This is a genomic window from Methylocystis iwaonis, assembly GCF_027925385.1.
GTDB classification, from domain to species: domain Bacteria; phylum Pseudomonadota; class Alphaproteobacteria; order Rhizobiales; family Beijerinckiaceae; genus Methylocystis; species Methylocystis iwaonis.
Map to the genome: position 1 here is coordinate 3,670,395 of NZ_AP027142.1, position 24,652 is coordinate 3,695,046.

Sequence of the window (24,652 nt, forward strand, 5' to 3'; positions counted from 1 at the left end):
CCAGAATGCTGATCGTGAGCGTCCCCTCTCCCGCGAAGCGGGGGAGGGACAGGGAGGGGGCCTTCCGCATCATTCCGCAGCCTCCGGCATCGCCACCGCGCTCGCCCGCCGGGCCACGCCGATCCGCAGCCGCCGGTCGGCGAGCGACAAGCCGCCGCCAAAGGCCATGACCAGCGCGCCGATCCAGATCAGCGTGACGAAGGGCTTCCAATAGAGCCGGGCGTCGATCGTCCCGTCCTCATGCGAATCTCCGATCGCGGCGTAAACCTGCCCCAAGCCCAGCGTCACAATGCCGGCCTCGGACCGCTGCATCTTGCGGGCCTGATAGAAGCGCTTGGCGGGTTCGATTTTGGCGACGGTCTCGGTCCCCGAGCGCACCGACATCACGGTGTAGGTTTCGGAGTAGTTGGGACCGTTCCGTGGCGAGATTTCCTCGATGCCGAGCTTATAGGGACCGACGTCGTAATACTCTCCGGGCTTCATGGCGACGATGTTCTCGACGCCCCAGCCGGTCGCCGCAAGGCCGAGCAGCGTCAGCCCCATGCCGGCGTGCGAGAGCGACGTCCCCCAGGCCGAAAGCGGCAGGCCGCGCAGGCGCGAGAACACCGCTCCCGTCGAAGAGGCCCGGAAGGTCGCGCGGTGGGCGATGTCGCTCACCGCGCCGACAACGAGATAGACCGCAATGCCCCCCGAAACGATGGAGAGGAAAGGCGTCCCATAAAGGGCGCCGAGCGCCGCCGCCGCGAGCACGCCGACAGCAAAGGCCGCGCGCAGGCGCTGCAGCGCCGCCGGCAGATCGCCGCGTTTCCAGGCGAGCATCTGGCCAATGGGCATGAGCAGCGCGAGCGGCAGCGCGATGGGGATCAGCACCGTATTGAAGAAGGGGGGACCGACCGAAATCTTCTCGCCCGTGAGCGCCTCCAAAGCGAGCGGATAGAGCGTCCCGATGACGACCGTCGCACAGCTCGCGGAGAGCAGGAGGTTATTCACCACCAGCGCGCCCTCGCGCGAGATCGGCGCAAAGACGCCGCCGACAGGGAGCGACGCCGCCCGCAAGGCGAAGAGCGCCAGAGCGCCGCCAATGAAGAAAACCAGAATCCCGAGAATGAAGACGCCGCGCTCAGGATCGCTCGCGAAGGCGTGCACCGAGGTGAGCACGCCCGAGCGCACGAGGAAGGTGCCGAGCAGCGAGAGCGAAAAAGCGAGAATCGAGAGGAAGATCGTCCAGACCTTCAGCGCCTCGCGCTTCTCCATCACAGCCGCGCTGTGCAGGAGCGCCGTGCCCGCGAGCCAGGGCATGAGCGAAGCGTTCTCGACCGGGTCCCAGAACCAGAAGCCGCCCCAGCCGAGCGTATAATAGGCCCAATAGGAGCCCATGGCGATGCCGAGCGTCAGGGCGGTCCAGGCGAAGAGCGTCCAGGGCCGGGCGAAACGCGCCCAGGCGGCGTCGATGCGGCCGCCGATCAGCGCGGCGGCGGCGAAAGAGAAGACGATCGAGAAGCCGACGTAGCCCAGATACAGCAGCGGCGGATGGATCGCGAGACCGGGGTCCTGCAGGATCGGATTGAGGTCGCGTCCCTCCCACGGCGGCTGATCGACGCGCGCGAAGGGATTGGAGGTCAGCAGGATGAACAGCAGAAAGGCCGCGCCGAGCAGGCCCTGAACGGAAAGCGCATCGGCGCGCAGTCTATCCGGCATGGCGGAAGAGAAAATCGCAACGAGCGCGCCGCAGAAGGAAAGGACCAGCACCCACAGCAGCATGGAGCCTTCGTGATTTCCCCACACGCCGGAGATTTTATAAACGAAGGGCTTCAGCGAGTGCGAATTCTCGATGACATTGACGAGCGAGAAGTCGGAAACGACATGGGCGTATGTCAGCGCGCCATAGGCGAAGGCGACGAAGAGGAACTGCGCAATGGCCGTCGGCCGCGCAACGCGCATCAGCGACGAATCGTTCAGCCGCGCGCCGGCGGAGGGAATGGCGAATTGCAGCAAAGCGAGGGCGAGCGCGAGAATGAGCGCGTAATGTCCGGTTTCGACGATCATTGAGGGATCTCCTCCTTCTCTCGCCTGCGGGAGAAGGTGTCGCCGCGCAGCGGTGACGGATGAGGGCCCTCACCCGACCCTCGCTGGCGCGAGGGCCGCCCTCTCCCGCTTGCGGGAGAGGGGAAGGGGGCCAGATGCTTCACTTCTTCTCTCCTTGCCACACGCCCTGCTGCTTCAGCTTGTCCGCGACGTCGCGGGGCATGTAGCGCTCGTCATGCTTGGCGAGCACACTGTCGGCCTTGAACTTGCCGTCCGTTTGCAGCAACCCGTCGACGACGACGCCCTGGCCCTCGCGGAAGAGATCGGGCAAGAGGCCCGTGTAGGCCACGGCGAGGTCTTTGGTCTTGTCGGTGACGGTGAAGGCCACGTCCTTGCCGTTCTTGACGACGCTGCCTTCCTTGACGAGTCCGCCGATGCGCAGCCGCGCGCCGGGCGCGACCTGCTTCTGGGCCAGCTCCGAGGGCGTGTAGAAGAAGATGATATTGTCGCGCAGGGCGAAAAGCATCAGACCCGCCGCGAGGCCCAAAACCGCCAGCGCCCCGATGATCAGCGTCAGTCTCTTGCCTTTGCGCGTCATGTCGCTCTCACTGCTGATTTTTCCCTTCTCCCGCCTGCGGGAGAAGGTGTCGCCGCGAAGCGGTGACGGATGAGGGCCCTCACCCGACCCCTGCTGACGCAGGGGCCACCCTCTCCCGCAAGCGGGAGAGGGATATCACCCCCCGATGTTCAATTCCTTCGCCAGCGCCTCGATGCGGGCGACTTCCTCGAGCTTGCCGGCGAGCGCCTTGCGGGCGTCCTCGACAGCCTTTTTCGCCTTTTCGGGCTCCGACAGCACGCTATAGGCGCGGATGAGCCGCAGCCAGCCTTCGACGTCGTCGCCCTTACTCTCCAGCCGCGACGCAAGCTTGTCGACCATGCCCTTGATCGTCGCCGCGCGCTCGTCGGCCGGCATGGCGGCGATGGCCTTGCCCTGCGCGCTCGCGGGCCCCTGCGCGAAGGGCGGCCGCTCTTGCGCGTCTTCGCCCCGCAACGCCGCCAGCCGGCGCTTCACGGCCGGCAGATAGGACGCGTCGGCCGAGGCCTCGGCTTCGAGCTTCTCGAAAATCCCGACGGCCTTGTCCTTCTCGCCCGCCTGCTCGGCGCCAATCCCGAGATAATAGGCGGCCATTACATTATTGGGGTCGAGCGCCAGCGCCGCCTCGAAATCCTGCCGCGCCTGCGGCGTCACCTTGCCCTCGGCGACGATCATGCGCGCCTGCCCCAGATTGGCGTGGCGCTCCGCCGTGGCCCCGAGGAGCTTCAACGCCCTCGAATAAGCGTCGATCGCCTCCTCGCCACGCCCGGAGCGCAGGTAATAAGGCGCCACCACTTCGAAACCGCGGCCATCCTCGGGATGTTCGCGCAAATGCTGCTCGATGCGGGCGACGGCGCCGGCGAGATCGCCCTTGTCAGGCTGGGAGTCGAGCCGCGCCGTCAGCGGCATGTCCGGCATGTCGACTTTGCCGAGGCGCAGATAGAGCGGCAGCGAGACCGCCGGGACAATGACCATCGCCGCAAGCGCCGCCGCGAGCGCCGCCTTGCGGGAGCCCTGGGCCCGCGCCTTCGGAGCCGCTTCGGCGCGCAGCAGGCGCCGGGCGGCCTCGGTCTTCGCGGCCTCGGCTTCGACCGGATCGAGGCGGCCCTCAGCGCGCTCGCGCGCGATCTCGGCGAGCTGCTCCTCGAAAAAGGCGATGTCGGCGGCGCCCGCGTCTTTCGCCTCGCCCCGCATGGCGAGCGGCAGGAGGACGGCCATAACCGCGGCGCCGGTGAGGAGAGCGAAAATGAGCCACATCATGGAAGCGCTGTTTAAGGCTTTGCCGGGCGCTTTGGAAGAGAAATGCGGGCTTGCGCCGCCACCCCCCGCTCAGGCGGGCCACAAACCGGTATAAGATGCGGCGACGAACTGTTTTACGCGGGACCGCCCATGCTTTTCGACGCGCCGACCATCGAGCAGCTTTCCATCGTCATCTCCCAGGTGACCGGCCCGGCCTTTCTGCTCGCCGCCGAGGCGCAGCTTTTGGGCGTGCTCGTCTCACGGCAGGATCGGATCGTGGATCGCGCGCGCGAGCTGGCCGATCTCGACGACGGACACGCCCAGGCGCATCGCAAGGTCGAGGTGCCGATCCTGCGGCGGCGCGCCGTGCTGGTCCACCGCTCGATCTATTGGGGCGTGGCGAGCTGCGTCGTGACGAGCTTTCTCGTCATCGTCGCCTTCGCATCGGCGTTTTTCCGCTTCCGCCACGAATTCGGCGCGGGGTTTCTGTTCATGATCGCCATGGGGCTTTTCACTGCGGCGCTCGTCGCCTTCGCCCTGGAGATAAAGCTCGCTTACGCGGAAATCGACGCCGCGGACACGTTGATGAGGCAACGGGACCGGCGGCGCGGCCATCTGAAGGCGCCGGCGCAGGAGTGATACGAGATCCACCGCCGTCATTGCGAGGAGGCGGAGCCGATGAAGCAATCCAGCGCCGCATCGCTGCCCTGGATTGCTTCGCTTCGCTCGCAATGACGGGCTCTGGCAAAACCAGCGCTCTTGTGGCTGTGGATTCCCGGTCGGGCTTTCAGCCCGCCGGGAATGACAAATCCCCATCTATTCAAACGGAAACTGCCTCAGCCCTCCCCGAACACCCGGCGGAAGATCGTATCCACATGCTTGAAGTGGTACGAGAGGTCGAACAGCTCGTCCAACTCCGCGGGCGAGAGTTTGGCGCTCACATCCTTGTCCTTGCCGAGGAGATCGCGGAACTCGCCCTCGCCCCGCCAGACCGGCATGGCGTTCCGCTGCACCATGGCGTAGGCGTCCTCGCGCGAGACGCCCTTTTGCGTCAGAGCGAGCAGCACGCGTTGCGAATGGACGAGGCCGCCGAGCTTGTCCAAATTCTTCTGCATATTCTCGGGGTAAACGAGAAGATTCTCGACAACATTGGTGAGCCGCGCGAGCGCGAAGTCGAGAGTCACTGTCGCGTCGGGGCCGATCATGCGCTCGACGGAGGAATGCGAAATATCGCGCTCGTGCCAGAGCGCCACATTCTCCATGGCGGGAATCACCATGCCGCGCACGAGACGGGCGAGGCCGGTGAGGTTTTCGGTCAGCACCGGATTGCGCTTGTGCGGCATGGCCGACGAGCCCTTCTGGCCCGCGGAGAAATATTCCTCGGCCTCCAGCACTTCCGTGCGCTGCAAATGGCGGATTTCGATGGCGAGCCGCTCGACCGAAGACGCGACGACGCCGAGCGTCGCAAAGAACGCCGCATGGCGGTCGCGCGGAATGACCTGCGTCGAAACGGGCTCGGCGACGAGGCCCATCTTATGCGCCACATATTCTTCGACGCGCGGATCGATATTGGCGAAAGTGCCGACGGCGCCGGAGATGGCGCAGGTCGCGACCTCCTTGCGGGCGTGTACCAGGCGTTCGCGGGCGCGGGTGAACTCCGCATAGGCCTGCGCCATTTTGAGCCCGAAGGTGGTGGGCTCGGCGTGAATGCCATGCGAGCGGCCGATGGTCGGCGTGAATTTATGCTCGAAAGCGCGCTTTTTGAGCGCCGCGAGCAAAGCGTCGACATCGGCGATCAGCAGATCGGCGGCGCGCGAGAGCTGCACGGCGAGGCAGGTGTCCAGCACGTCCGAGGACGTCATGCCCTGGTGCACGAAGCGCGAATCCGGGCCGATGAATTCGGCAAGATGGGTGAGGAAAGCGATGACGTCATGTTTCGTCACCCGCTCGATCTCGTCGATGCGGGCGACGTCGAACTCGACGAAATCCGCCTTGTCCCAGATATTCTTGGCGCTTTCCTTGGGGATGACGCCGAGCTCGGCCAGCGCGTCGCAGGCATAGGCCTCGATCTCGAACCAGATGCGGAAGCGCGTCTGCGGCTCCCAGATCGTGGTCATCTCGGATCTAGAATAGCGAGGGATCATGGGCGCAGCTCGAGTGTGGAACGCATTGGGAGGGCTCGCGCTAGCATAGAGCGGCGGAAAGCGCAAAAGAGCGCCTCGAAACCGCGAGCCTTCGGGCTCGCAGCCCATCCCGTCGTTGCGAGCGGAGCGAAGCAATCCAGGGCAGCCATCGCGGCTCTGGATTGCTTCGTCGCTTGCGCACCTCGCAATGACGGACGCCAGCGCATGCCCATCATCGCTACTTGGCCGCGCTGGACCAGCTTCCCGGCATTTCCCGGCTTCTCTCCCACCGCCCAAAAGAAAACGCCCGCATGAGGCATGCGGGCGTTTCTTTGTTCCTAAAGAGAGACGCTTACTTCTTGGCCGGCGCAGGAGCCGCGGCCGGCGCGGCGCTCTTGGCTTCGAGCTTCTTGCGCTCTTCCTCGGCCTTCTTCTGGAGCTCTTCCTGCAGCTTCTTCTGCTGCTCCTCGAGCACCTTGGGGTCGATCGCCGGGCCGTCGAAGGCTTTGCCGAAGTCGTTCAGCGGCAAATAGAAAGTGACCTCGGTGTTGGCCTGGTTCTTGACGATGACCGTCATTTGCTGGGCCTTCTTCATGCCGTCGACCGAGGCCTTCTTGACCTTCGCCTCGGCGAAGCAGCCGTTCGGGAAGCAGATCTCGAAGGCGCCGGCCTCCATGGCTCCCTTGTCGATGGCGAAGCGGAAGCCCGGCTTCAGCATCAGGCCCGGCGGCAGCAGCAGGCGGATGATCTTGGTGTCGTCGCCCTTGGGATCGTAGACCGCGAGCGCGAGCAGCGGCTGCGGCGCGTCGCCTTCCTTCGCGGCGGCGCCGAAATCGCGGGTCGTGTAGCAGACTTCCTTCTTGGTCGCCGGATCGCTGCCGCAGACCTTGGTCCAGTCGGGCTGCACCGCCTGAAGCGTGGCGGTGATGGGGCCCTGCGCCCCGCCTGCGGCAGGCTGCTGCCCGGCAGCGGCCGGAGCCTGCTGGGCTTGCGCCGAAACGCCGGCGAGCAGGAAAGCGCCTGCCAGCGCGACCGCGGCGGACCGCGAGAAGAGGTTCGACATTTCCGAAGTCCCTTTCGATTGCTCTCTAGCCGGCGCTCTTCCGGCTTCTAAACAGCTCTTGTTGTCTCGTCTTGCGGGGGCCGCCCGCCTGCGCGGACGAAAAATGGAACGCCCTTGGAACTTTTGCCCCGACCGCGATTCTCCCCCGGCGCAGCCGCCGCGCCGGAGCGACGGCAAAGCTCTTACCTTGTCGCCGCGGCAAATTCCAGCGGTCCCCGGCGCGCATAAAGCCCCCGCGAGCGCCGATTACGTTAAAATTTCATAAATGAGGCGGAATGACGCCCGGTCTCGGCTTCTTGCCGCCATAGCTTCGACTATTGTCGCAGCATGATCTCTTCCGCGATTCGCGGCCGCCCAAAGAGGCGCCGCCTTCCGAGCCTCGCCCTTGCGCTGCTGACGGCCTTTGCGCCCGGCGGTCCGCTCATGGCGGGCGAGCCTACTCATGGCCTGGCGGCGCATGGCGCGCCGGCGCTGCCGCCGGACTTCGATCATCTCCCTTACGCCGACCCGCAAGCAAAGAAAGGCGGCAGGCTTCGTGTCGGTCTCGCCGGGACATTCGACAGCCTCAACCCCTTCAATCTCAAATCCGGCTCCACGGCCCAGGGCCTCGTCGGCAATGTCTTTCAAGGAATGATGGCGCGGTCGCAGGATGAGCCTTTCACGCTCTATCCGCTCATCGCGCAATCGCTCGACATCGACGCCGCCCGCGCCCATGTGACCTTCCACCTCGACACACGAGCGCATTTCTCCGACGGCAAACCCATCACCTCGGAAGACGTGCTGTTTTCCTTCAACCTGCTCAAGTCGAAGGGCCGCCCGCAGCAGCGGGTCGCCTATGGGCTCGTGAAATCGATCACAGCACCCGACGCGCAGACGGTCTCCTACGATCTGACCGGCGTCGGCGATCGCGAGCTGCCGCTTATTCTCGCCATCATGCCCGTGCTGCCCAGGCACGCGACCGACCTCGAGCGATTCTCGGACGCGACGCTCGCCAAGCCCCTTGGCTCAGGCCCCTATATCGTCGCGGATGCGCAGGCCGGCGCGCGGCTGCTGTTGAAGCGCGACCCCAACTATTGGGGCGCGGACGTTCCGAGCCAGCGCGGCTTCTACAATTTCGACGAGATCGACATTCAATACTTCCGCGACGGCAACGCCCTGTTCGAGGCCTTCAAGGCCGGCTTGATCGACTATCGCGAAGAGACCAGCACGACCCGCTGGTCGACCGGCTACGACTTCCCCGCATTGCGCGAGGGCCGCGTTGCAACCGAGGCGTTGAAGAACGAGAACCCCAAGGGGCTCGAAGGCTTCGTCTTCAACACGCGACAAACGATCTTCAAAGACATCCGGCTGCGTGAAGCGCTCGGCATGATGTTCGATTTCGAGTGGATCAACGCCAATCTCTATTCGAACCTCTATACGCGCACCAAAAGCTTCTTCGACGAATCGGAGCTTTCCGCCTCGGGCCGTCCCGCGAATGAGAAGGAGCGCGCGCTTCTTGCGCCCTACCCTGACGCCGTGCGCGCGGATATTCTCGACGGGAAATGGCGCCCGCCGGTCAACGACGGTTCGGGCCGCGACCGCGAGATGGCCAAGCGCGCGCTCGAATTGCTGGCGGCGGCCGGCTACCATGTGAACGGCGACAAGCTTTCGAAGGACGGCGCGCCGGTTTCCTTCGAGATCATGGTGAAGGACCGCAATCAGGAGCGTCTTGCGCTCAATTATGCGGCTTCCCTCGCGCGCATCGGCGTCGAGGCGCGCGTCAGGCTCGTCGACGAAGTGCAATATCAGCGCCGGCGCCAGAAGTTCGATTTCGACATGATGATCGGGCAGTATCTGGCGTCGGCCTCGCCCGGCAATGAGCAGCGCATGCGTTGGGGCTCGGCGAGCGCGACGCAGGAATCCTCTTTCAATCTCGCTGGCGCCGCATCGCCCGCGATCGACAGCCTGATCGTTGCGCTCCTCTCCGCGCAAAGCCACGAGGATTTCGTCGCGGCGGTGCGCGCCTATGACCGCGTGCTGCTCTCGGGCTTTTATGTCGTGCCTTTGTTTCACGCCTCCGAGCAATGGATCGCGCATTCGACCGACCTCGCCCGGCCCGAGCGCCTGCCGCGCTACGCAGCGCCGCTCTTTGGCCCGACGCTCGAGAGCTGGTGGAGGAAAAATCCATGACCGCGCGCGCCGCTGTTTCCGAGAGAGAGGAAGCGGCGCTCGTCCGCGCCCATCCGCTGACGCAATTCGGCTTCGACGCCCTCGTCGCCGGCGCGGCGAGACCGCGTCCCGGCGGGCTCGCCTTTCTCGATGACGTCGACGGCGCCGTGGACCAGGTCACCTACGCCGATCTCTACCAGCGCGTCGGCGCTTGCCTTTCCAAGCTCCGCGCCCTCGATCTCGCGCGCGGCGAGAGAATTCTCATCTGCTCTCCATCCGGCGCGCAAGCCTTTGTCGCGCTCGTCGGCGCGCTCGCCGCGGGCCTGGCGCCGACGCTCGCGCCCATGCCCCTCCCCCAATGGCGCGCAGCCATCGCGCATGGGGCGAAGACATTGCAGATCGGTGCGCTGTTCGCGCCGGCGCAGATCTGCGGCCTCGATTTCGAGGAGGCGCTGCTCGACATCGCCGCCGATACGCCGTCATTGCGTGTGATCGGCGCGCTGCATGGCGCGCTCGACGGCGCTGCTGATTTTTCAGCGCAAGCGCTCGCGGCGCAGATGTCGCCGCGCGTGCCGCTCTCCGAAGATTGGAGCGACGACGAACGCTTCGATGTCGGCGCGCTCGACGAGCGCGGGAATGTCCGTTTCGCTTCGCAAGGCGCGCTGCTCGGCGCAGCGCTCGATCTCGTGCGCGCGACTCGCGCCGCGCGCGAAGCGCCCATTCTTTCGCTCTATGCGCCGAGTTCGCTCGCGGCTCTTGTCGCGGGCCCGCTCGCGGCGTTGCTCGCAGGCGCGCCGCTGCATTTTCTTGCGCCTTTCACCACGGCGCGCTTTCTCGAAACGCTCGATGCGCTTGGGTCGGCGCGATTGATTGCACCGGTTTCCATCCTCGCCGATCTCGTACGCGCCGGACTGCTCGACAATGGCGCCATCGCCGCAGTCGTCGCCTTGGGAGATGGCGCCGCTTGCGTCGGCGACTCGCAAGAACGCTGTCCGATTATCGCGCTGCGCGCGGAAGACGACGCGTTCGTTTTGCGCAGACTCTGACAGACCGTTCGCGCCCCGTCATCGCGAGGAGCGCAAGCGACGAAGCAATCCACAGTCACATCACGGCCCTGGATTGCTTCGCTTTGCTCGCAATGACGGCGGCGAATGATGGGCGCGTCACATTGTCTCGTGTTGACGCCGGTCAATTACAGCCTCGAGTCATCACGTCAAAGTGCGTGCGCGACGAGATCGCGCATGCGCTTTTGCAATTGCGCGACTCGTCGCCACGAGGGGCGCATGGGGCGTTGGTGTGGAGGAAACTGCATGTCGCTTATCACCTGGACCAAGGAACAATTCGCGACCAACGTCAGCGCGCATGATGCGGAACATCAGGAAATATTCAGGCTGGTGAATGTGCTCGGCGACGCCGTCGCCAGCGGCGACCGAAACGCGATCGGCAAGGAGCTCGATGCGCTCATCGACTATGTGGTGAAGCACTTCGCGGCGGAGGAAGCGAATTTCGCACAATATGACTATCCAGCCGCAGCCGGCCACAAAGCCGAGCACGACAAGCTGGTCGCAACTTGCGCCGATTTGCAAAAGAAATTCCACGCCGGCGAAGCGGAGGTGACCGGAGAGACGGCCGGCTTCGTGGTCGGCTGGCTGACGGACCACATCCCCAATATCGACAGGCTCTACGGCCCTTATCTGAACGCGAAGGGCGTCGCCTGATAAGCTCGATACTCGAGAGCGCCTTTCCCGCTTAGGCGGGAAAGGTCAGTTGGTTGACGAACTTTGAGGCGGCCTCGTCCTTCGAGACGCGAGCTTTGCTCGCTCCTCAGGAAGAGGCCCAACACCATTTCCGTTTGAACAGCTCGCATCGGGTCTTGTCATTCCCGGCGGGCTGAAGGCCCGACCGGGAATCCAGAGCCATGATAGCCGCCTTTGCTCTGGATTCCCGATCGCTCGCTGCGCGAGCGTCGGGAATGACACCGAACCAATTAAGCGGATCTCGTATTAGTGTTCGACGAAATCGCAGAAGCCCCTCATGCTGAGGAGCCTGCGCAGCAGGCGTCTCGAAGCACGAGGGGCGTCATCGCCACTTTGTCAGCAATCTGGCCGCGCTTATCTGTGTTTTTCCAGCCACTGCAGAACGAGCGGATCGTCGATTGCGCCGGTCACGGCGATCACCCCGCCGTCGGGCGCCACAAGCGCGGTGAACGGCAATTCGCCCCGCCACGTCTTATCGGCCTCGAAATAGAGCTTCTCGACGAAATCATCCGCAAAACCGTAATGCGCCGATTTGCCGAGCCCGGCTTTCTCGGCGCGCGCCGCCGCCCGTGCGCGATCTTCTTCGCTATCGACATTGACGAAGACGATGTCGACATCCTTGTGTTCGGCCGTCATCTGCGCCCATTGCGCCAGCTCGGCGAGGCAGGGCGGGCAGGTGACGGACCAGAAGTGAATCATCAGCGGCCGCCCCGCATGCGCCTTGGCGATCTGCGAGAAGGCGCCGCGACCATAGGGCTTGAAATCGAGCGCATGGGCGCTCGAAGCGGTGAAGGCGATAAAGGCGCAGAGGGAGAGACGAACAGCGAGACTGTTTCGTCCGTCATTCCCGGCGAGCCGAAGGCGGGAATGACAGGCTGCACGTAAAGCGGCGATCACCTTCTTCATCGCACTGCGGCACTCTTCTCGTCGCGGGGAAGCGGCAGCAGGCGATAGCCCTCCTTATGCGTCACCCACGAAAGATAAGCCGCGCCCTTGTAGGCGACGAGCTCCGGATGATCCGAGGCGTCGTCGGTCTGCGCGAGGATTTTCGGCGCGCTCCAGCTTTTGCCGCCATCACGCGAGAGCTGCAGTGGGATGGTCGTCGTCGTCCCGTCGAACTCCTTCCAGACGCGATAGAGACGGCCTTTCGCCGCGAGCACGACGGGGTGGCCCGGGGCCTTGGCGTCGTCGCCGAATTTCTCGGGGCTGGAGAAGCTTTTTCCCGAATCTTCGCTATGCGCGTAGAAAAGCCCCTGCCGATTCTTGCCCTTGGTGAACCAGACCGCGTGCCATCCGCCATGGGCGTCGACGGCGAGGCTGGGGCCATGGTGCGGGCAGGAATTGATCGCCCAATTATCGTCGGAAACGCGCCCGCCCGTCAGCGTCGCGCCATCGGCGGAAAGCTTCGCAGCGTAGTGATCGCGAACATTGCCGTCGAAGACCTGCCGCCACAGAAACACCGGCAGGCCGTCGCGATCCAGCGCCGCAGACATGCGGCAACATTCGCAGGCGTGGTCCATCAGGATTTTTTTGCCCGCAAAGCTCTGCCCATTATCGTCCGACCAGGCGAAGGCGACGCCGCTGCCCTCGAACTCCTTGCCCTCGGCCTTGGCCTTCAGAGCATTGGTCTTGTCGAGCCAGCCGGCGTAGAGGCGCCCCTTGGGCGTGACGACGAAAGTCTCGAAGCGCTGCCCGCCGGAGGCGAGCAGCGCTTGGGGCGTGGAGAAGCTTTTGCCGCCGTCGGTCGAGCGCGCCGTGAAGATCGTGCCGATCATCTGCTTGTCGGGCCGCGTCGTATAGCTGGCGAGCAGCGATCCATCGTCGAGGGGAACGATCTTCGGCCGTGCGTCGCCATGGGCGTCGATGACGCCGTCGCTGACCGACGCGATCGCGACGGGCGCGGAAAAGCTTTTGGCCCCGTCCGCGGAAGAGGCGACATAGACCGTCTTTTCGATGGCGTAAGCGACCCAAAGCTTGCCCTTGGCGTCGTACGCCGGGTTGACGGTCGCGGCGCAATCCGGCTTGCGCTCGGCGCAGGCCAGCGCGCTATGTCGATGCCCTTCGGCCGGCGCCGGAGCCGGCGCGCTGAGCTCGGCGTCGGCGCCGCCGCTCAGGCCGAACATGGCGGCCGATATGATAATCACGCGCGGAATGGCCATCGACTCCATGACTTCCCTCTAATCGTTTCGCTTCAGCGGAACTTGAAGGTCTGACCGACATCCATCGCGCCGCCGGGCGGGGCAGGAACGACAACCGCCGCCAGTATTTTCTTCACCATCTCGGCATGCGCCGGGCTCGTCGTCTTGTCGATCGTCACTTTCTCGATCTTGCCAGAGGCGCCGACGATGAAGCTCGCCCTCACCTCGCCCGGCCCGGAGGCGTTTTCCTCCGGCGTATGCTTGGCGATCTCGGCGTAGAGCAGACCGAGATATTTGCTCTCGGACATGCCAGAGGCGGGCGCGGGCGCTGTTTGGGGCGCGGGTTTCGGCGCGGCTGGCGCAGGCGCCGGCTTTGCCGCGGCGGCGGGAGCTGGGGCGGACGGCGGCTTGGGGGCCTCCGCCCGCGCGGCGCCGGTAAGGACGAGCGCGCAAAGAATTGCGACGCGCCCGCTGAGGAGAACCTTCATGGCGTGCTTCCAACAAGAGAAGCGGCGGGCTCTTGCGAGTCCGCCGGCAAAGGTCAATGGAAGGCGAAGGCTTGGCTTACAAAGGCGGAGCCGCAGCTACCCGGACCGCGTGACGAGCCCACGATGCGCCGCGCCAGCGCCGCATGCGCCGGGGTCGAGCCGGAAGCCGAAACGCCCGAAATGCCGCCGCCGGCGTTCACATGAAAGGTCACATGGGCCGTGCCGGCGCCGAGGCTCGTCGAGCCCGGCGTATGCTGGCGCAGCGAGGCGGCGACATGGGCGAGGCAGCTCGCCTGCGACGCGCCGCTGGTGGCGCCGCCCGCATTCGGCGCGCCGGCGCGACGACGCGCCTGCGCTTCGCGGCGTTGCTCGGCGCGCTCGATTTCCTTGCGCTCTTCCTTCTTTTTCTCGAGCTTCTCGGTGTCGTCCTTTTTCACCGCGAGCGGGATCGCGTCCGGCGCCATGACGACCGGGGGCGGCAAGGCGAGGTCCGGCTGCTCGACGGCGACCGGCGGGGGCGTGTCCTCCGCCGCGCTCACTTCCTGCTGCTCGATGAAATCGCCCTCCTGGACGAGATCCATGGAGAGCGAGTCGAGCGAGATCGTCTTGGGCGCCGGCGCGTAAAGGAAGGCCGCGAAGACAGCGATATGCGCGGCGACGATCACCGTGACGGCGACGGGGCGCAGCCACGGCGGATTGACCGGCGGCGCGCCTTCCGGCTCGTCGGGCTGGCTGGCGTAGTCGGGGCTGAGGGCGAAGTCCGTCATTTCGCCGCCCCTCCCGCCGGAGCCGGCGCGGCGGGCGTAGCAGGCGCAGCGGCTTTCGCCGCCGAGCCGGTCTTGCTGCGCGAATTGGTCATGATGGCGATATGAGTGATGCCATTCGTCGCGAGTCTGTCCATCACCGCGACGACTTCGCCATAGACCGCCTCGGTATCGCCGCGGACATGCACGACGCGCGTGACGTCCTCGCCCATCATGGCGCGAATGCCGTCGATGAGCGCCTCCTCGGACACCGGATCGGCGCCGAGCGACACCTTGCCGTCCTTGCCGACCGTGACGACGATCGGGTCCTTCTGATTGATCGGCTGCGCGGCGCTGGCCTGAGGCAGATTGACCTTCACGCCTTTGGCGAGCAGCGGCGCGGTCACCATGAAGATGATGAGCAGCACCAGCATCACGTCGACGAGCGGCGTGACATTGATGTCGGCGAGCGGCTGATAAAGGTCGTTGTTGTTCTTGAAGCGGGTCGGGAGCGCCATTTATGCGGCCTCCTTTTGCGAACGGCGGGCGTTCGGCGCGCTGGTCATGCGCAGCGCCTCGTCCTCGATGTAATGCGCGACCTGCTGGCCGAGGCGCGAGAAGGAAGAGCCGATACGGTTATAGCCGACCGAAGCCGGAATGGCGGCGGCGAGGCCATAAGCGGTCGCGGCGAGCGCTTCCGCAATGCCCGGCGCGACAACCGCGAGGCTGGTGTCCTGCGACTGCGCAATGCCGGCGAAGCTCGTCATGATGCCCCAAACCGTGCCGAAGAGGCCGACGAAGGGCGCGACCGAGGAGATCACGGCGAGATTGGGCAGGCCGCCCTCGGCCTTGGTGAGAAATTCGCGGGCAGCGCGGCTCATATTTTCGGCAATTCGCTCACGCTTGTCGCCGGTCGTCTCATCGGGAAGATCGAGCGCGAAAGCTTCCCGGCCAGCGGCGGCGACGGGTTCGAGAAGGCCGACCGGCCCGCCTGCGCGCGCCTCCTTAGTCGCCTTGGCGATGCGAATGACGGCTGTGGCGCCTTCGATGATCAGCACCCAGGTCCAGACAGAAGCAAGAAGCAGAGCCGCCATGACGACCTTGCCGACAGGGCCGGCGTTGAGAAACATGGCGAGCGGGGAAAGCGACGTATGGTCCATAGAACTCACTCATCCTCGACGGCGCGCGCAGAGCAGCAACGGCGTCTGACATTGATTTTATTGTGATCTTGGACGCTCAAGGGCGTCTCTGACCGGCGATCTTACCCGCATGCAGCACGCGAGCCAGCGCTAGGTTCCGCCGATCGGAAAGTTTCTAAACTATAGAGGGTGGCGCTCGGGCCCCATTGATGGAGGGCGAAGAGCAACCGTCCCGCGCGAATGTCGCCGCCACGCTGTAGGAAACCGGCCTCTGCGCCTGCAGCGGCCGCGTCACCGGCGCGAGCCGCTCTGGCAGAACAGCCGCCGCCATGCTCGCCGCAAGACAGCACGGGCAATGATGCTTGCCGGCGTAGTCGGTCCCGGGCGCCTTGTCGCTCGCGGCGTCGGCGCGCTGCGTCATATGACGCTTGAAGCAAGCGAACAGGCCTACAGCAGTTTTATCGTTGTTTTTTAATACGGTGTCAGTCGCGCCCGCGACCGCCGCGCCTGACGCGGACACGCCGAACATCAGCGCCCATACCGCAGCGATGACGATCGCTACGCGTATTCTTTCGCCGATGTCCCGCATGTGTGACATAAAAGTCTCTTAATGGATTTTTTGATTTCTGACAACGCAAGCAATCTTGGAATGCTTCTCGGCCAGCGGCAGAGTTCATTGCGTCGCGCGATCAAGGTTAACGTGATGAACCAAAATCGCGATCACGCCGTGAGGCGCCTTTTTCGCGGGCGCCGTATGGCTTCTCGGGACTGTCTGCCGGCCCATGCGTCAAAGGCTACTCGCATCGCTGATCGTCTGTGTCGCTTTGCTGACACAGCTCGGCGCATCGCTATGGGGCGCCGCCGCGGCGCGCGAGGGCTATGCGGGTTGCCACAAGCAGACGGCGATCGTTTTGGCGCCGGGCGCGCGCAACGACCCGCTCGCGCCCTTCGACGCGCCAGCGCCGCATGACCACGCCTCCTGCTCTCTCTGCCAGCTTGGCTTCACGGCGATCGACAGCGACGCGCCGAGCCTGCCGGCGGGACGCCCCGCGCCCTATTGGCGTGTCTCGGCCGCCGAGTTGGCCGTCCCGCCGCGCGCCAAAATATTCAATCGAAACGCGCCCGCCCGAGCGCCGCCATTCCAGGCCTGATCCACTCCGATTAAGCGTAACGGCGCGCCGCGCCGGGATCAGACGCGCCGCCTTGTCCGGCGCGAAGAGGGAACACCAACAATGTACCGCCATCACCTCCTGCGCGGCGTCTCCGCCTGCGCTTTGACTTTCGCCGCTCTGTCGCCCGCGCAGGCGACGCATACGCTGCCGACCATCGACGTCAGCGGCCAGCACCATCATGCGCCCGCTCGCAGTTCGGCTCCTGCCCGCGCCGCCGGGCCAGTCGCCGCGCGGCCCGGCGTCGCCAGCGCGCCCGCGCCATCGCCGATCGTCTCGCGCTGGTCGCCGACCCTGCCCGACGGCCGCCCCGCCTTTGTCGAAAAGTGGCAGTTGCCGAATACGGTCGCGAGCGTCACGCGCAAGCAGATCGAACGGCAGATCAACATCGTCGACACGGAAGACGCGGTGAAATACATGCCGAGCCTTTTCGTGCGCAAACGCAATAATGGCGACACGCAGGCGGTGCTGCAGACCCGCACCTGGGGCGTCAGCTCCTCGGCCCGCAGCCTGGTCTACGCAGACGACCTTCTGCTCACCGCGCTCATCGGCAACGACAACACAATTGGCGCGCCGCGCTGGGGGCTTGTCGCGCCGGAAGAGATCGAGCGCGTCGATTTCCTCTACGGCCCCTATGCGGCGCAATATCCGGGCAACTCGATGGGGGGCGTGCTGAAGATTACGACGCGCATGCCCGAGAAGCTGGAAGTGTCGATCAAGGACACGCTCGCCGTCCAGGATTTCTCGCAGTATGGAACGAACAAGGGCCTCGTCAACAATGTGACGAGCTTCTTCGCCGGCGATCGCATAGGCGACCTGTCCTGGACGATCTCAGGCAATTGGCAGCGCGGCTCGCAGCAGCCGCTGACCTATGTGACCTCGCCCAATTTCTACCCCAACGCCTATCTGGCGACGAACGTCTATGGGACGACCTTCGCCAATGTGATCGGCTCGACCGGCAATCTGGCGAACGATCAGGTGAATGCGAAACTCAAGCTCGCCTATGACTTCAGCCAGACGATCCGAGGCACGTACACTTTCGGCTTTTGGTCGAATGACGGGACATCGATTCCCGAGAATTACCTTTTCTCCGGATACGGCCCGGTTTGGGGCGTGACGACCGCGGGCCGGGGCTTGAACAACACCGCGCTGCAAAATTTTGCGACTCAGGGCTATTACCGAATCCAGGAAAAGATCATGGTCAACGCGGCCGCGATCCGATCCAACAGCGGCGGCCCTTTCGATTTTGAAGTCTCGGCCTCCAATTTCACCTATCTGCAGTCCGATCAGGTCTCGCCCTGGTCAGCCGCCATTCCCTTCGGCGGCTACACGCAGACAGGCCGCAACACGGTGTTCACCGGCACCTATTGGACGCTCTTCGATATGAAGGGCATTGTTCGCCCCCCCGAAGGGCTGTTGCAGGGGCACGACATCAGCTTCGGCTTGCATGGCGACCAATTCCACCTCAACAATCCTGTGTGGCTGACGGCGAACTGGCCCTCCGGCACGGCCGCGAGCACCGGCGCGGCGGTTTCGATCGCGCAGGGCACGACCCGCACCCAGGCGCTCTGGTTTCAGGACGCCTTCCCGATTGCGCACAATCTGAAGCTCACCGCCGGCTTACGCGGCGAGCATTGGACGGCCTCGGAGGGCTACAATCAGCAGGCCGGCGTCAATAATTTCGGCACCAATCTCGCTGGCAATCCGCTAGGTTGGCTCCCGATCTACCAGCCGAACCTGTACAGCACGCGCTTCTCTCCGAAGGGGACGCTCGAATATATCGTCGACGACAAATGGACGATCAGGGGATCAGTCGGCATGGCTAATCGCTTCCCGACGGTGCGCGAGCTCTATAATCTCGCAACCGTGGGGGTGAACGGCGTTGCGACCAACCCCAACCCCAATCTGCGGCCCGAGTCGGCCCTCAGTAAAGAATTAACGGTCGAGCGGAAGCTTGGCCTGGACGGCCTTGCGCGAGTCTCGTTCTTCGACGAAGAGGTGCGCGACGCCATCATCAACCAGCTGACCTTCTCGCCTGGCACGAACATTCCCACGCAGGCGCCAACAAACGTTCAGCGCATCCGCAACAGCGGCGTCGAAGTCGCCTTCCAGAAGGACAATTTTGGCTTCAAGGGGCTGGAGGTGCTGGGCAGCGCAACATGGCTCAATGCGCGGATCATCTCCAATCCGACCTGGGCGCCGAGCGTCGCCAATTTTGAATACCCCTGGGCAATCTCGGTCGCAGGCAAGACTGTGCCAAATGTTCCCGAGTGGCGCGGGACATTAGCTTTCACCTACCGTCCCGACGACCAATGGGCCTTCACACTCGCAGGCCGCTACCAAAGCAAGATGTGGCGCACCATGGCCAATAACGACCGCGCCTATGGCATATATCAGGCTTTCGATCCTTTCTTTGTCGTCGACACAAAGGTCAACTACAAGTGGAACGAGCGGCTGTCCTTCGACTTCGGCATCGACAACATCGGGAACTACAGATATTTCCTGTTCCATCCCTTCCCGCAGCGAACCTTCTATTTTGCCGCGAAGTATGACTACGGCGCCGCCAAGCATCCCGAGCGGGGAATATTTTATGCGGGGAATGAGAGCGGCCTGCCCGACGTGAGGAACTGGTTCCAACCGGTCGCTTTCTCGATCGATTGATCGAGAAGGCTGAAAGAGAGAGAGTCCCGGGAGAAAAACTCCCGGGGTTTTTCGTTTTTTGACCCGCCGCTATTGCCGACTGCGGCAGATCGAAGGCTTGGCCGGGATGTCGAGGAGCAAAGATCCTCCGCGCAGCTTCCGGAAAAGCCAACGTCGGGGAAATCATCGTTCCCTCTCAGTGCGCCAGCGCTTTGACGATCGCCTCCACGGTCTTTTTCGCGTCTCCGAAAAGCATCATCGTGTTGGGCCGGAAGAACAGCTCGTTCTCCACGCCCGCATAGCCCGACCCCATGCCGCGCTTGAGGAAAAGCACCGTCTTCGCCCGTTCGACGTCGAGGATCGGCATCCCGTAGATGGGCGACGCTTTGTCCGTCTTCGCCGCGGGGTTCGTCACGTCATTGGCGCCGATGACGAAAGCCACGTCCGCCTGGGCGAATTGTGAGTTGATGTCGTCGAGTTCGAAGACTTCGTCATAAGGCACATTGGCTTCGGCCAGCAGCACATTCATATGGCCCGGCATGCGGCCCGCGACGGGGTGGATGGCGTAGCTGACGTCCACGCCTTCCTTCTTCAGCAAATCCGCCATCTCGCGCAGCGCATGCTGGGCCTGCGCCACCGCCATGCCATAACCCGGCACGATGATGATCTTGCCCGAGTTCTGCATGATGTAGGCGGCGTCCTCAGGCGAACCTTGCTTGACGTTGCGCGTCTCCTTGGCGCCGCTCGGCCCCGCCGTCTCGCCGCCGAAGCCGCCGAGAATCACGGAAATAAAGCTGCGGTTCATCCCCTTGCACATGATGTAGGAGAGGATGGCGCCCGACGAGCCTACGAGCGCACCGGTGACGATGAGCGCGAGATTGCCGAGCGTGAAGCCGATGCCCGCCGCCGCCCATCCCGAATAGGAGTTGAGCATGGAGACGACGACCGGCATATCGGCGCCGCCGATCGGGATGATGAGTGTGACACCGAGCGCCAGTGACACCAGAATCAGCAGAAAGAACCAGAGGCCCGACTCTGTCGTCACGAACAGCAGGATCAGAGCCGCCAGCGCCGCGCCGAGCATGATATTGATCGTGTGACGTTCGGGCAGCAGGATCGGCTTGCCGCTCATGCGCTCGGAGAGCTTCAGAAAGGCGATGATCGAGCCGGTGAAAGTTACCGCGCCGATCGCCGCGCCGAGCGACATTTCGAACAGGCTCCCGCCTTCGATATGCCCTGCCTGGCCGATGCCGAAAGCCTGCGGCGCGAAAAAGGCGCTGCCTGCGACGAGCACGGCGGCGAGGCCGACGAGCGAATGGAAGAAGGCGACAAGCTCCGGCATCGCCGTCATCGGAATGCGCTGCGCCACATAGGCGCCCGCGCCGCCGCCGGCCGCTGCGCCGACGATGATCAGCACAAAGCCGAAGAGCGGCGGCAGATGGAGCAGCAATGTCGTCGCGACCGCGACCGCCATGCCGATCATGCCGTAGCGATTGCCCTGGCGGGACGTCGCGGGAGACGAAAGCCCGCGCAAGGCCAGAATAAAAAGCACGCCGGCCGCAAGATAAAGGAGGGCTGAGAGATTGGCGCTCATTTGCGTCAGCCCTTCTTTTTATACATGGAGAGCATGCGTTCGGTGACGAGGAAGCCGCCGAATATGTTCACGCTCGCGAGTATGAGCGCGATGAAGCCGAACCATCTTGCGACGCCGGCGCCGTCGTCACTCGCGCCCGACGGCTCGACGCCGACGGAGAGCAGCGCGCCGACGACGATCACGGAGGAGATGGCGTTCGTCACCGACATCAGCGGCGTATGCAAGGCCGGCGTCACCGACCAGACCACATAGTAGCCGACGAACACCGCCATGACGAAGATGGCGAGGCGGAAGACGACCGGGTCGACCGCGCCGCCGCCCAATCCATGCGCGCTGATCGCCGCCGCCGTTTGTGACAGTTGGTCGGAATAGTGCTGCGCCTGATCCGCCAGTTGGCGCGCGGCTTCCGCCGCCGCCCGCGCCTTTTCGAGCAATTGCTGCGTTGAATCGGTCATTATTGCGCTCCTTGTTGGAAGGATGCTGCGTTCAGGCCTGCTTGAATCTTGCGTCGACGATGGCGCCGTCGCGCGTGAGCGCGGTGGCTTTCACGAGTTCGTCGTCCCAATCGATGGCGAGCTGCTTCGTCTCCTTGGAAATCAGCGTCTCGACGAAGGCGAGCAGATTTTTGGCGTAGAGGCTGGAGGCGGTCGGCGCCATACGGCCCGCGAGATTGAGCGCGCCGACGATCTTCACGCCATTCTCTACGGCGGTCGCGCCGGGCTTGGTCAATTCGCAATTGCCGCCGCGCTCGGCGGCGAGATCGACGATGACCGAGCCTGTGCGCATGGACCGCACCATTTCGGCTGAAACGAGCTTCGGCGCCGGTCGGCCAGGGATGAGCGCGGTCGTGACGACCACATCCTGCTTGGCGATGTGGCTCGCGGTGAGCTCCGCCTGCGCGGCCTGATAGTCCTTCGACATCTCCTTGGCGTAGCCGCCCGCCGTCTGAGCCTGCTGGAATTCCTCGTTCTCGACCGCAAGAAATTTCGCGCCGAGCGACTCGACCTGTTCTTTCGTCGCCGGGCGCACATCGGTCGCCGTCACAATGGCGCCCAGCCGGCGCGCCGTGGCGATGGCCTGTAGCCCCGCGACGCCGACGCCCATGATGAAGACCTTCGCGGCCGGAACGGTGCCGGCGGCCGTCATCATCATCGGGAAGGATCGGCCATATTCGGCCGCCGCCTCGATGACGGCGCGATAGCCGGCGAGATTGGCTTGCGACGACAGCACGTCCATGGATTGCGCGCGGGTGATGCGCGGCATGAACTCCATGGCGAAGGCGATCACGCCCGCCTTAGCGAGACCGGCGAGCGCCGCCTCGTTGCCGAACGGATCCATGATGCAGATGAGGGCAAGATTTTGCTTGGCGCCGGCCAGCTCGGCCGCCGAGGGGCGGCGCACGCGGAGCAGAATATCGGCGCCCGCAAGGGTCGTCGCCGGATCGGCGCCGATCTTGGCTCCTGCCGCGGCGTATTCGGCGTCGGAAACGCCCGCCCCGGCGCCGGCCCCGGATTGAACCGCGACCTCGGCGCCGAGTGAGACGAATTTCTTGACGGTTTCCGGCGTCGCCGCGACGCGCGGCTCAGCTTTGTCCGACTCGGCCAATACGGCAATGCGCATGACGACCTCCGGCTGTTGCGAACCGTCGCCGTCATGGTGGCCCCTGACGGCTGGCGTGAGGGGCTTGGGCTTTTCTTAGCGCGCGAAGAGCACGTAGAGGAGGACGAGGGTTATCGCCGATCCGGCTGCGGAGAATTTCAGCAGCCAAAGGAAACCATTGTAGGTCTTTGCGTGTTCAGCCCAGTCCGCGTCGGTAGTCGCCGATCCGCGATTGCTCGCCATCGAAATGCTCCCAAATTTTAAGTTTGCCGCGCGAACAGAACCGCCGCGCGTGAAGGGGATGCTAACCGAGCCTCGACGATCCCGCAACGTCTCGCCGCCGCGCGCTTTCGTCGCTGCCTGCCGAGCTTATGCGTGCGCCGTCCTTGCGAGGAGCGCGGCGACGAAGCAACCCGGCGCCCCAATGTGGCTCTGGATTGCTTCGCTTCGCTCGCAAGGACGGACGCCGGGGCCGGCCCAAAAAAGAAAAGCCCCGAGGTTTCCCCCGGGGCTCTCCAATCTCTCTGACCGACCGGACTTAGAAGTCCATGCCGCCCATGCCGCCGCCCGGCATCGCCGGCGCAGATTCCTTCTTCGGCTGCTCGGTGATCGTCGCCTCGGTGGTGATGATCAGGCCGGCGATCGACGCGGCGTCCTGCAGCGCGGTGCGCACGACCTTGGTCGGGTCGATGATGCCGAGCTTCACAAGATCGCCGTACTCGCCCTTCTGGGCGTCGAAGCCGAAGGCGTAGTCGGCCGACTCGAGCAGCTTGCCGACCACGACGGCGCCGTCGCCGCCGGCGTTGTCGACGATCTGGCGCGCCGGGGCCTGGATGGCCTTGCGCACGATCTCGACGCCGGTCTTCTGGTCGCCATTCGCCGTGGCCACGCCGTCGAGCGCCTTGATGGCGCGCAGCAGAGCCACGCCGCCGCCGGGCGAGACGCCTTCTTCGACGGCCGCGCGGGTCGCGTTGAGGGCGTCGTCGACGCGGTCCTTCTTCTCCTTGACCTCGACTTCCGTCGCGCCGCCGACGCGGATCACCGCGACGCCGCCCGCGAGCTTGGCGAGACGCTCCTGGAGCTTCTCACGATCGTAGTCGGAGCTGGTCTCCTCGATCTGGCCCTTGATCTGGCCGATGCGCGCCTCGATGTCGGCCTTCTCGCCGGCGCCGTCGATGATCGTGGTGTTCTCCTTCTCGATGCGCACGCGCTTGGCGCGGCCGAGCATGGGGAGCGTCACGTTCTCGAGCTTGATGCCGAGGTCCTCGGCGATCATCTGGCCGCCCGTGAGGATGGCGATGTCTTCGAGCATGGCCTTGCGGCGATCGCCGAAGCCCGGCGCCTTCACGGCCGCGATCTTCAGGCCGCCGCGCAGCTTGTTGACGACGAGCGTGGCGAGCGCCTCGCCCTCGATGTCCTCGGCGACGATGACGAGCGGCTTGCCGGTCTGAACGACGGATTCGAGGATCGGCAGCAGCGGCTGCAGCGTCGACAGCTTCTTCTCGTGGATGAGAATGTAAGCATCGTCGAGCTCGGCGATCATCTTCTCGGCGTTGGTGATGAAATACGGCGAGAGATAGCCGCGGTCGAACTGCATACCCTCGACGATGTCGGTCTCGGTCTCGAGGCTCTTGGCCTCCTCGACCGTGATCACGCCCTCATTGCCGACCTTCTGCATGGCCTTGGCGATTTCTTCGCCGATGAAGCGGTCGCCGTTCGCCGAGATGGTGCCGACCTGGGCGATCTCGTCGTTGGAGGTGACCTTCTTCGAGTTCTTCTTGAGGTCGCCGACAATGGCCTCGACCGCGAGGTCGATGCCGCGCTTCAGGTCCATCGGGTTGAGGCCGGCGGCCACAGCCTTGACGCCTTCCTTGGCGATCGAGGCGGCGAGCACGGTGGCGGTGGTGGTGCCGTCGCCGGCGATGTCGTTCTGCTTGGAGGCGACTTCACGAACGAGCTGGGCGCCGAGATTCTCGAACTTGTCGGAAAGCTCGATCTCCTTGGCGACGGTCACGCCGTCCTTGGTGATGCGCGGCGCGCCGAAGGACTTCTCGATGACGACATTGCGGCCCTTGGGGCCGAGGGTCACCTTGACGGCGTTGGCGAGAATGTCGACGCCGCGCAGAATGCGGTCGCGCGCGTCGGTGGAGAAACGGACGTCTTTGGCTGCCATTTGGTAAACTCCTGAATGG

Annotated in this window: 23 protein-coding genes; 6 read left to right on the top strand and 17 right to left on the bottom strand. The window is 64.6% G+C overall.

Annotated elements, in window-relative coordinates:
• Window positions 1–69: 69 nt before the first annotated feature.
• The 3 genes from QMG84_RS17500 to ccmI all read right to left on the bottom strand — a co-directional run bounded on the left by QMG84_RS17500 (window position 70) and on the right by ccmI (window position 3,880).
• Window positions 70–2,046, bottom strand: coding sequence for a heme lyase CcmF/NrfE family subunit (locus tag QMG84_RS17500; RefSeq protein ID WP_281929475.1), 1,977 nt, complete (start codon window positions 2,044–2,046; stop codon window positions 70–72).
• Window positions 2,047–2,185: 139 nt separating this feature from the next.
• Window positions 2,186–2,623 (bottom strand): cytochrome c maturation protein CcmE, encoded by a 438-nt coding sequence (ccmE, locus tag QMG84_RS17505; protein ID WP_281929476.1) that lies wholly within the window; start codon window positions 2,621–2,623, stop codon window positions 2,186–2,188.
• Window positions 2,624–2,758: 135 nt separating this feature from the next.
• Entirely contained in the window at window positions 2,759–3,880 is a 1,122-nt protein-coding gene (gene ccmI, locus QMG84_RS17510; protein ID WP_281929478.1) for a c-type cytochrome biogenesis protein CcmI, read from the bottom strand.
• Between the two features lie 129 nt (window positions 3,881–4,009).
• Here ccmI and QMG84_RS17515 point away from each other — a divergent pair, with 129 nt between their 5' ends.
• Window positions 4,010–4,498 (top strand): DUF2721 domain-containing protein, encoded by a 489-nt coding sequence (locus QMG84_RS17515; protein ID WP_202071157.1) that lies wholly within the window; start codon window positions 4,010–4,012, stop codon window positions 4,496–4,498.
• 197 nt (window positions 4,499–4,695) lie between these two features.
• Here QMG84_RS17515 and purB read toward each other — a convergent pair whose 3' ends face one another.
• A complete protein-coding gene (gene purB, locus QMG84_RS17520) occupies window positions 4,696–6,003 on the bottom strand; it encodes an adenylosuccinate lyase (protein ID WP_281929479.1) in 1,308 nt (435 codons plus the stop codon).
• Window positions 6,004–6,334: 331 nt separating this feature from the next.
• The gene (locus QMG84_RS17525; RefSeq protein ID WP_202071155.1) at window positions 6,335–7,045 is read right to left on the bottom strand and encodes an invasion associated locus B family protein; all 711 of its coding nucleotides are present in this window, start codon (window positions 7,043–7,045) and stop codon (window positions 6,335–6,337) included.
• Between the two features lie 327 nt (window positions 7,046–7,372).
• On the opposite strand from QMG84_RS17525, the gene QMG84_RS17530 reads away from it, so the two are divergent.
• The 3 genes from QMG84_RS17530 to QMG84_RS17540 all read left to right on the top strand — a co-directional run bounded on the left by QMG84_RS17530 (window position 7,373) and on the right by QMG84_RS17540 (window position 10,911).
• Window positions 7,373–9,214 carry an extracellular solute-binding protein gene (locus QMG84_RS17530; protein WP_281929481.1) on the top strand — a complete coding sequence of 614 codons (1,842 nt, stop codon included), beginning with the start codon at window positions 7,373–7,375 and terminating at the stop codon, window positions 9,212–9,214.
• On the top strand, window positions 9,211–10,239 hold the full coding sequence (locus tag QMG84_RS17535; RefSeq protein WP_281929482.1) for an AMP-binding protein: 1,029 nt from the start codon (window positions 9,211–9,213) through the stop codon (window positions 10,237–10,239). The genes QMG84_RS17530 and QMG84_RS17535 overlap by 4 nt, the downstream gene beginning before the upstream one ends.
• Window positions 10,240–10,503: 264 nt before the next feature.
• Window positions 10,504–10,911, top strand: coding sequence for a bacteriohemerythrin (locus tag QMG84_RS17540; protein WP_281929484.1), 408 nt, complete (start codon window positions 10,504–10,506; stop codon window positions 10,909–10,911).
• A gap of 393 nt (window positions 10,912–11,304) precedes the next feature.
• Here QMG84_RS17540 and QMG84_RS17545 read toward each other — a convergent pair whose 3' ends face one another.
• The 7 genes from QMG84_RS17545 to QMG84_RS17575 all read right to left on the bottom strand — a co-directional run bounded on the left by QMG84_RS17545 (window position 11,305) and on the right by QMG84_RS17575 (window position 16,056).
• A complete protein-coding gene (locus QMG84_RS17545; RefSeq protein WP_281929485.1) occupies window positions 11,305–11,856 on the bottom strand; it encodes a TlpA family protein disulfide reductase in 552 nt (183 codons plus the stop codon).
• Window positions 11,853–13,118: a sialidase family protein gene (locus QMG84_RS17550; protein ID WP_281929486.1), complete on the bottom strand. Its 1,266-nt coding sequence runs from the start codon at window positions 13,116–13,118 to the stop codon at window positions 11,853–11,855. Before QMG84_RS17550 ends, QMG84_RS17545 begins: the two co-directional genes overlap by 4 nt.
• A gap of 23 nt (window positions 13,119–13,141) precedes the next feature.
• Window positions 13,142–13,576, bottom strand: coding sequence for an energy transducer TonB (locus QMG84_RS17555; RefSeq protein ID WP_281929487.1), 435 nt, complete (start codon window positions 13,574–13,576; stop codon window positions 13,142–13,144).
• Between the two features lie 53 nt (window positions 13,577–13,629).
• Window positions 13,630–14,343, bottom strand: a complete 714-nt coding sequence (locus tag QMG84_RS17560) for an energy transducer TonB (RefSeq protein ID WP_281929489.1) — start codon at window positions 14,341–14,343, stop codon at window positions 13,630–13,632.
• Window positions 14,340–14,837: an ExbD/TolR family protein gene (locus QMG84_RS17565; RefSeq protein ID WP_281929490.1), complete on the bottom strand. Its 498-nt coding sequence runs from the start codon at window positions 14,835–14,837 to the stop codon at window positions 14,340–14,342. The genes QMG84_RS17560 and QMG84_RS17565 overlap by 4 nt, the downstream gene beginning before the upstream one ends.
• Window positions 14,838–15,479 carry a MotA/TolQ/ExbB proton channel family protein gene (locus QMG84_RS17570; protein ID WP_202071146.1) on the bottom strand — a complete coding sequence of 214 codons (642 nt, stop codon included), beginning with the start codon at window positions 15,477–15,479 and terminating at the stop codon, window positions 14,838–14,840.
• Between the two features lie 154 nt (window positions 15,480–15,633).
• Window positions 15,634–16,056: a DUF2946 family protein gene (locus tag QMG84_RS17575; protein WP_281929492.1), complete on the bottom strand. Its 423-nt coding sequence runs from the start codon at window positions 16,054–16,056 to the stop codon at window positions 15,634–15,636.
• Between the two features lie 184 nt (window positions 16,057–16,240).
• On the opposite strand from QMG84_RS17575, the gene QMG84_RS17580 reads away from it, so the two are divergent.
• Window positions 16,241–16,609: a hypothetical protein gene (locus QMG84_RS17580; RefSeq protein WP_281929494.1), complete on the top strand. Its 369-nt coding sequence runs from the start codon at window positions 16,241–16,243 to the stop codon at window positions 16,607–16,609.
• Between the two features lie 81 nt (window positions 16,610–16,690).
• Window positions 16,691–19,288, top strand: a complete 2,598-nt coding sequence (locus tag QMG84_RS17585) for a TonB-dependent receptor (RefSeq protein ID WP_281929496.1) — start codon at window positions 16,691–16,693, stop codon at window positions 19,286–19,288.
• A 175-nt stretch (window positions 19,289–19,463) separates the two neighbouring features.
• Here QMG84_RS17585 and QMG84_RS17590 read toward each other — a convergent pair whose 3' ends face one another.
• The 5 genes from QMG84_RS17590 to groL form a co-directional block, all read right to left on the bottom strand.
• A complete protein-coding gene (locus QMG84_RS17590) occupies window positions 19,464–20,861 on the bottom strand; it encodes an NAD(P)(+) transhydrogenase (Re/Si-specific) subunit beta (protein ID WP_281929497.1) in 1,398 nt (465 codons plus the stop codon).
• Between the two features lie 5 nt (window positions 20,862–20,866).
• Complete coding sequence (locus QMG84_RS17595; protein ID WP_202071141.1) at window positions 20,867–21,316, bottom strand: NAD(P) transhydrogenase subunit alpha part 2; 450 nt, start codon at window positions 21,314–21,316, stop codon at window positions 20,867–20,869.
• A 31-nt stretch (window positions 21,317–21,347) separates the two neighbouring features.
• Window positions 21,348–22,481 (bottom strand): Re/Si-specific NAD(P)(+) transhydrogenase subunit alpha, encoded by a 1,134-nt coding sequence (locus QMG84_RS17600; RefSeq protein WP_281929500.1) that lies wholly within the window; start codon window positions 22,479–22,481, stop codon window positions 21,348–21,350.
• A gap of 75 nt (window positions 22,482–22,556) precedes the next feature.
• On the bottom strand, window positions 22,557–22,703 hold the full coding sequence (locus QMG84_RS17605) for an aa3-type cytochrome c oxidase subunit IV (protein ID WP_281929501.1): 147 nt from the start codon (window positions 22,701–22,703) through the stop codon (window positions 22,557–22,559).
• A 295-nt stretch (window positions 22,704–22,998) separates the two neighbouring features.
• Window positions 22,999–24,633 carry a chaperonin GroEL gene (groL, locus tag QMG84_RS17610; RefSeq protein WP_202071138.1) on the bottom strand — a complete coding sequence of 545 codons (1,635 nt, stop codon included), beginning with the start codon at window positions 24,631–24,633 and terminating at the stop codon, window positions 22,999–23,001.
• Between the last annotated feature and the right edge of the window lie 19 nt (window positions 24,634–24,652).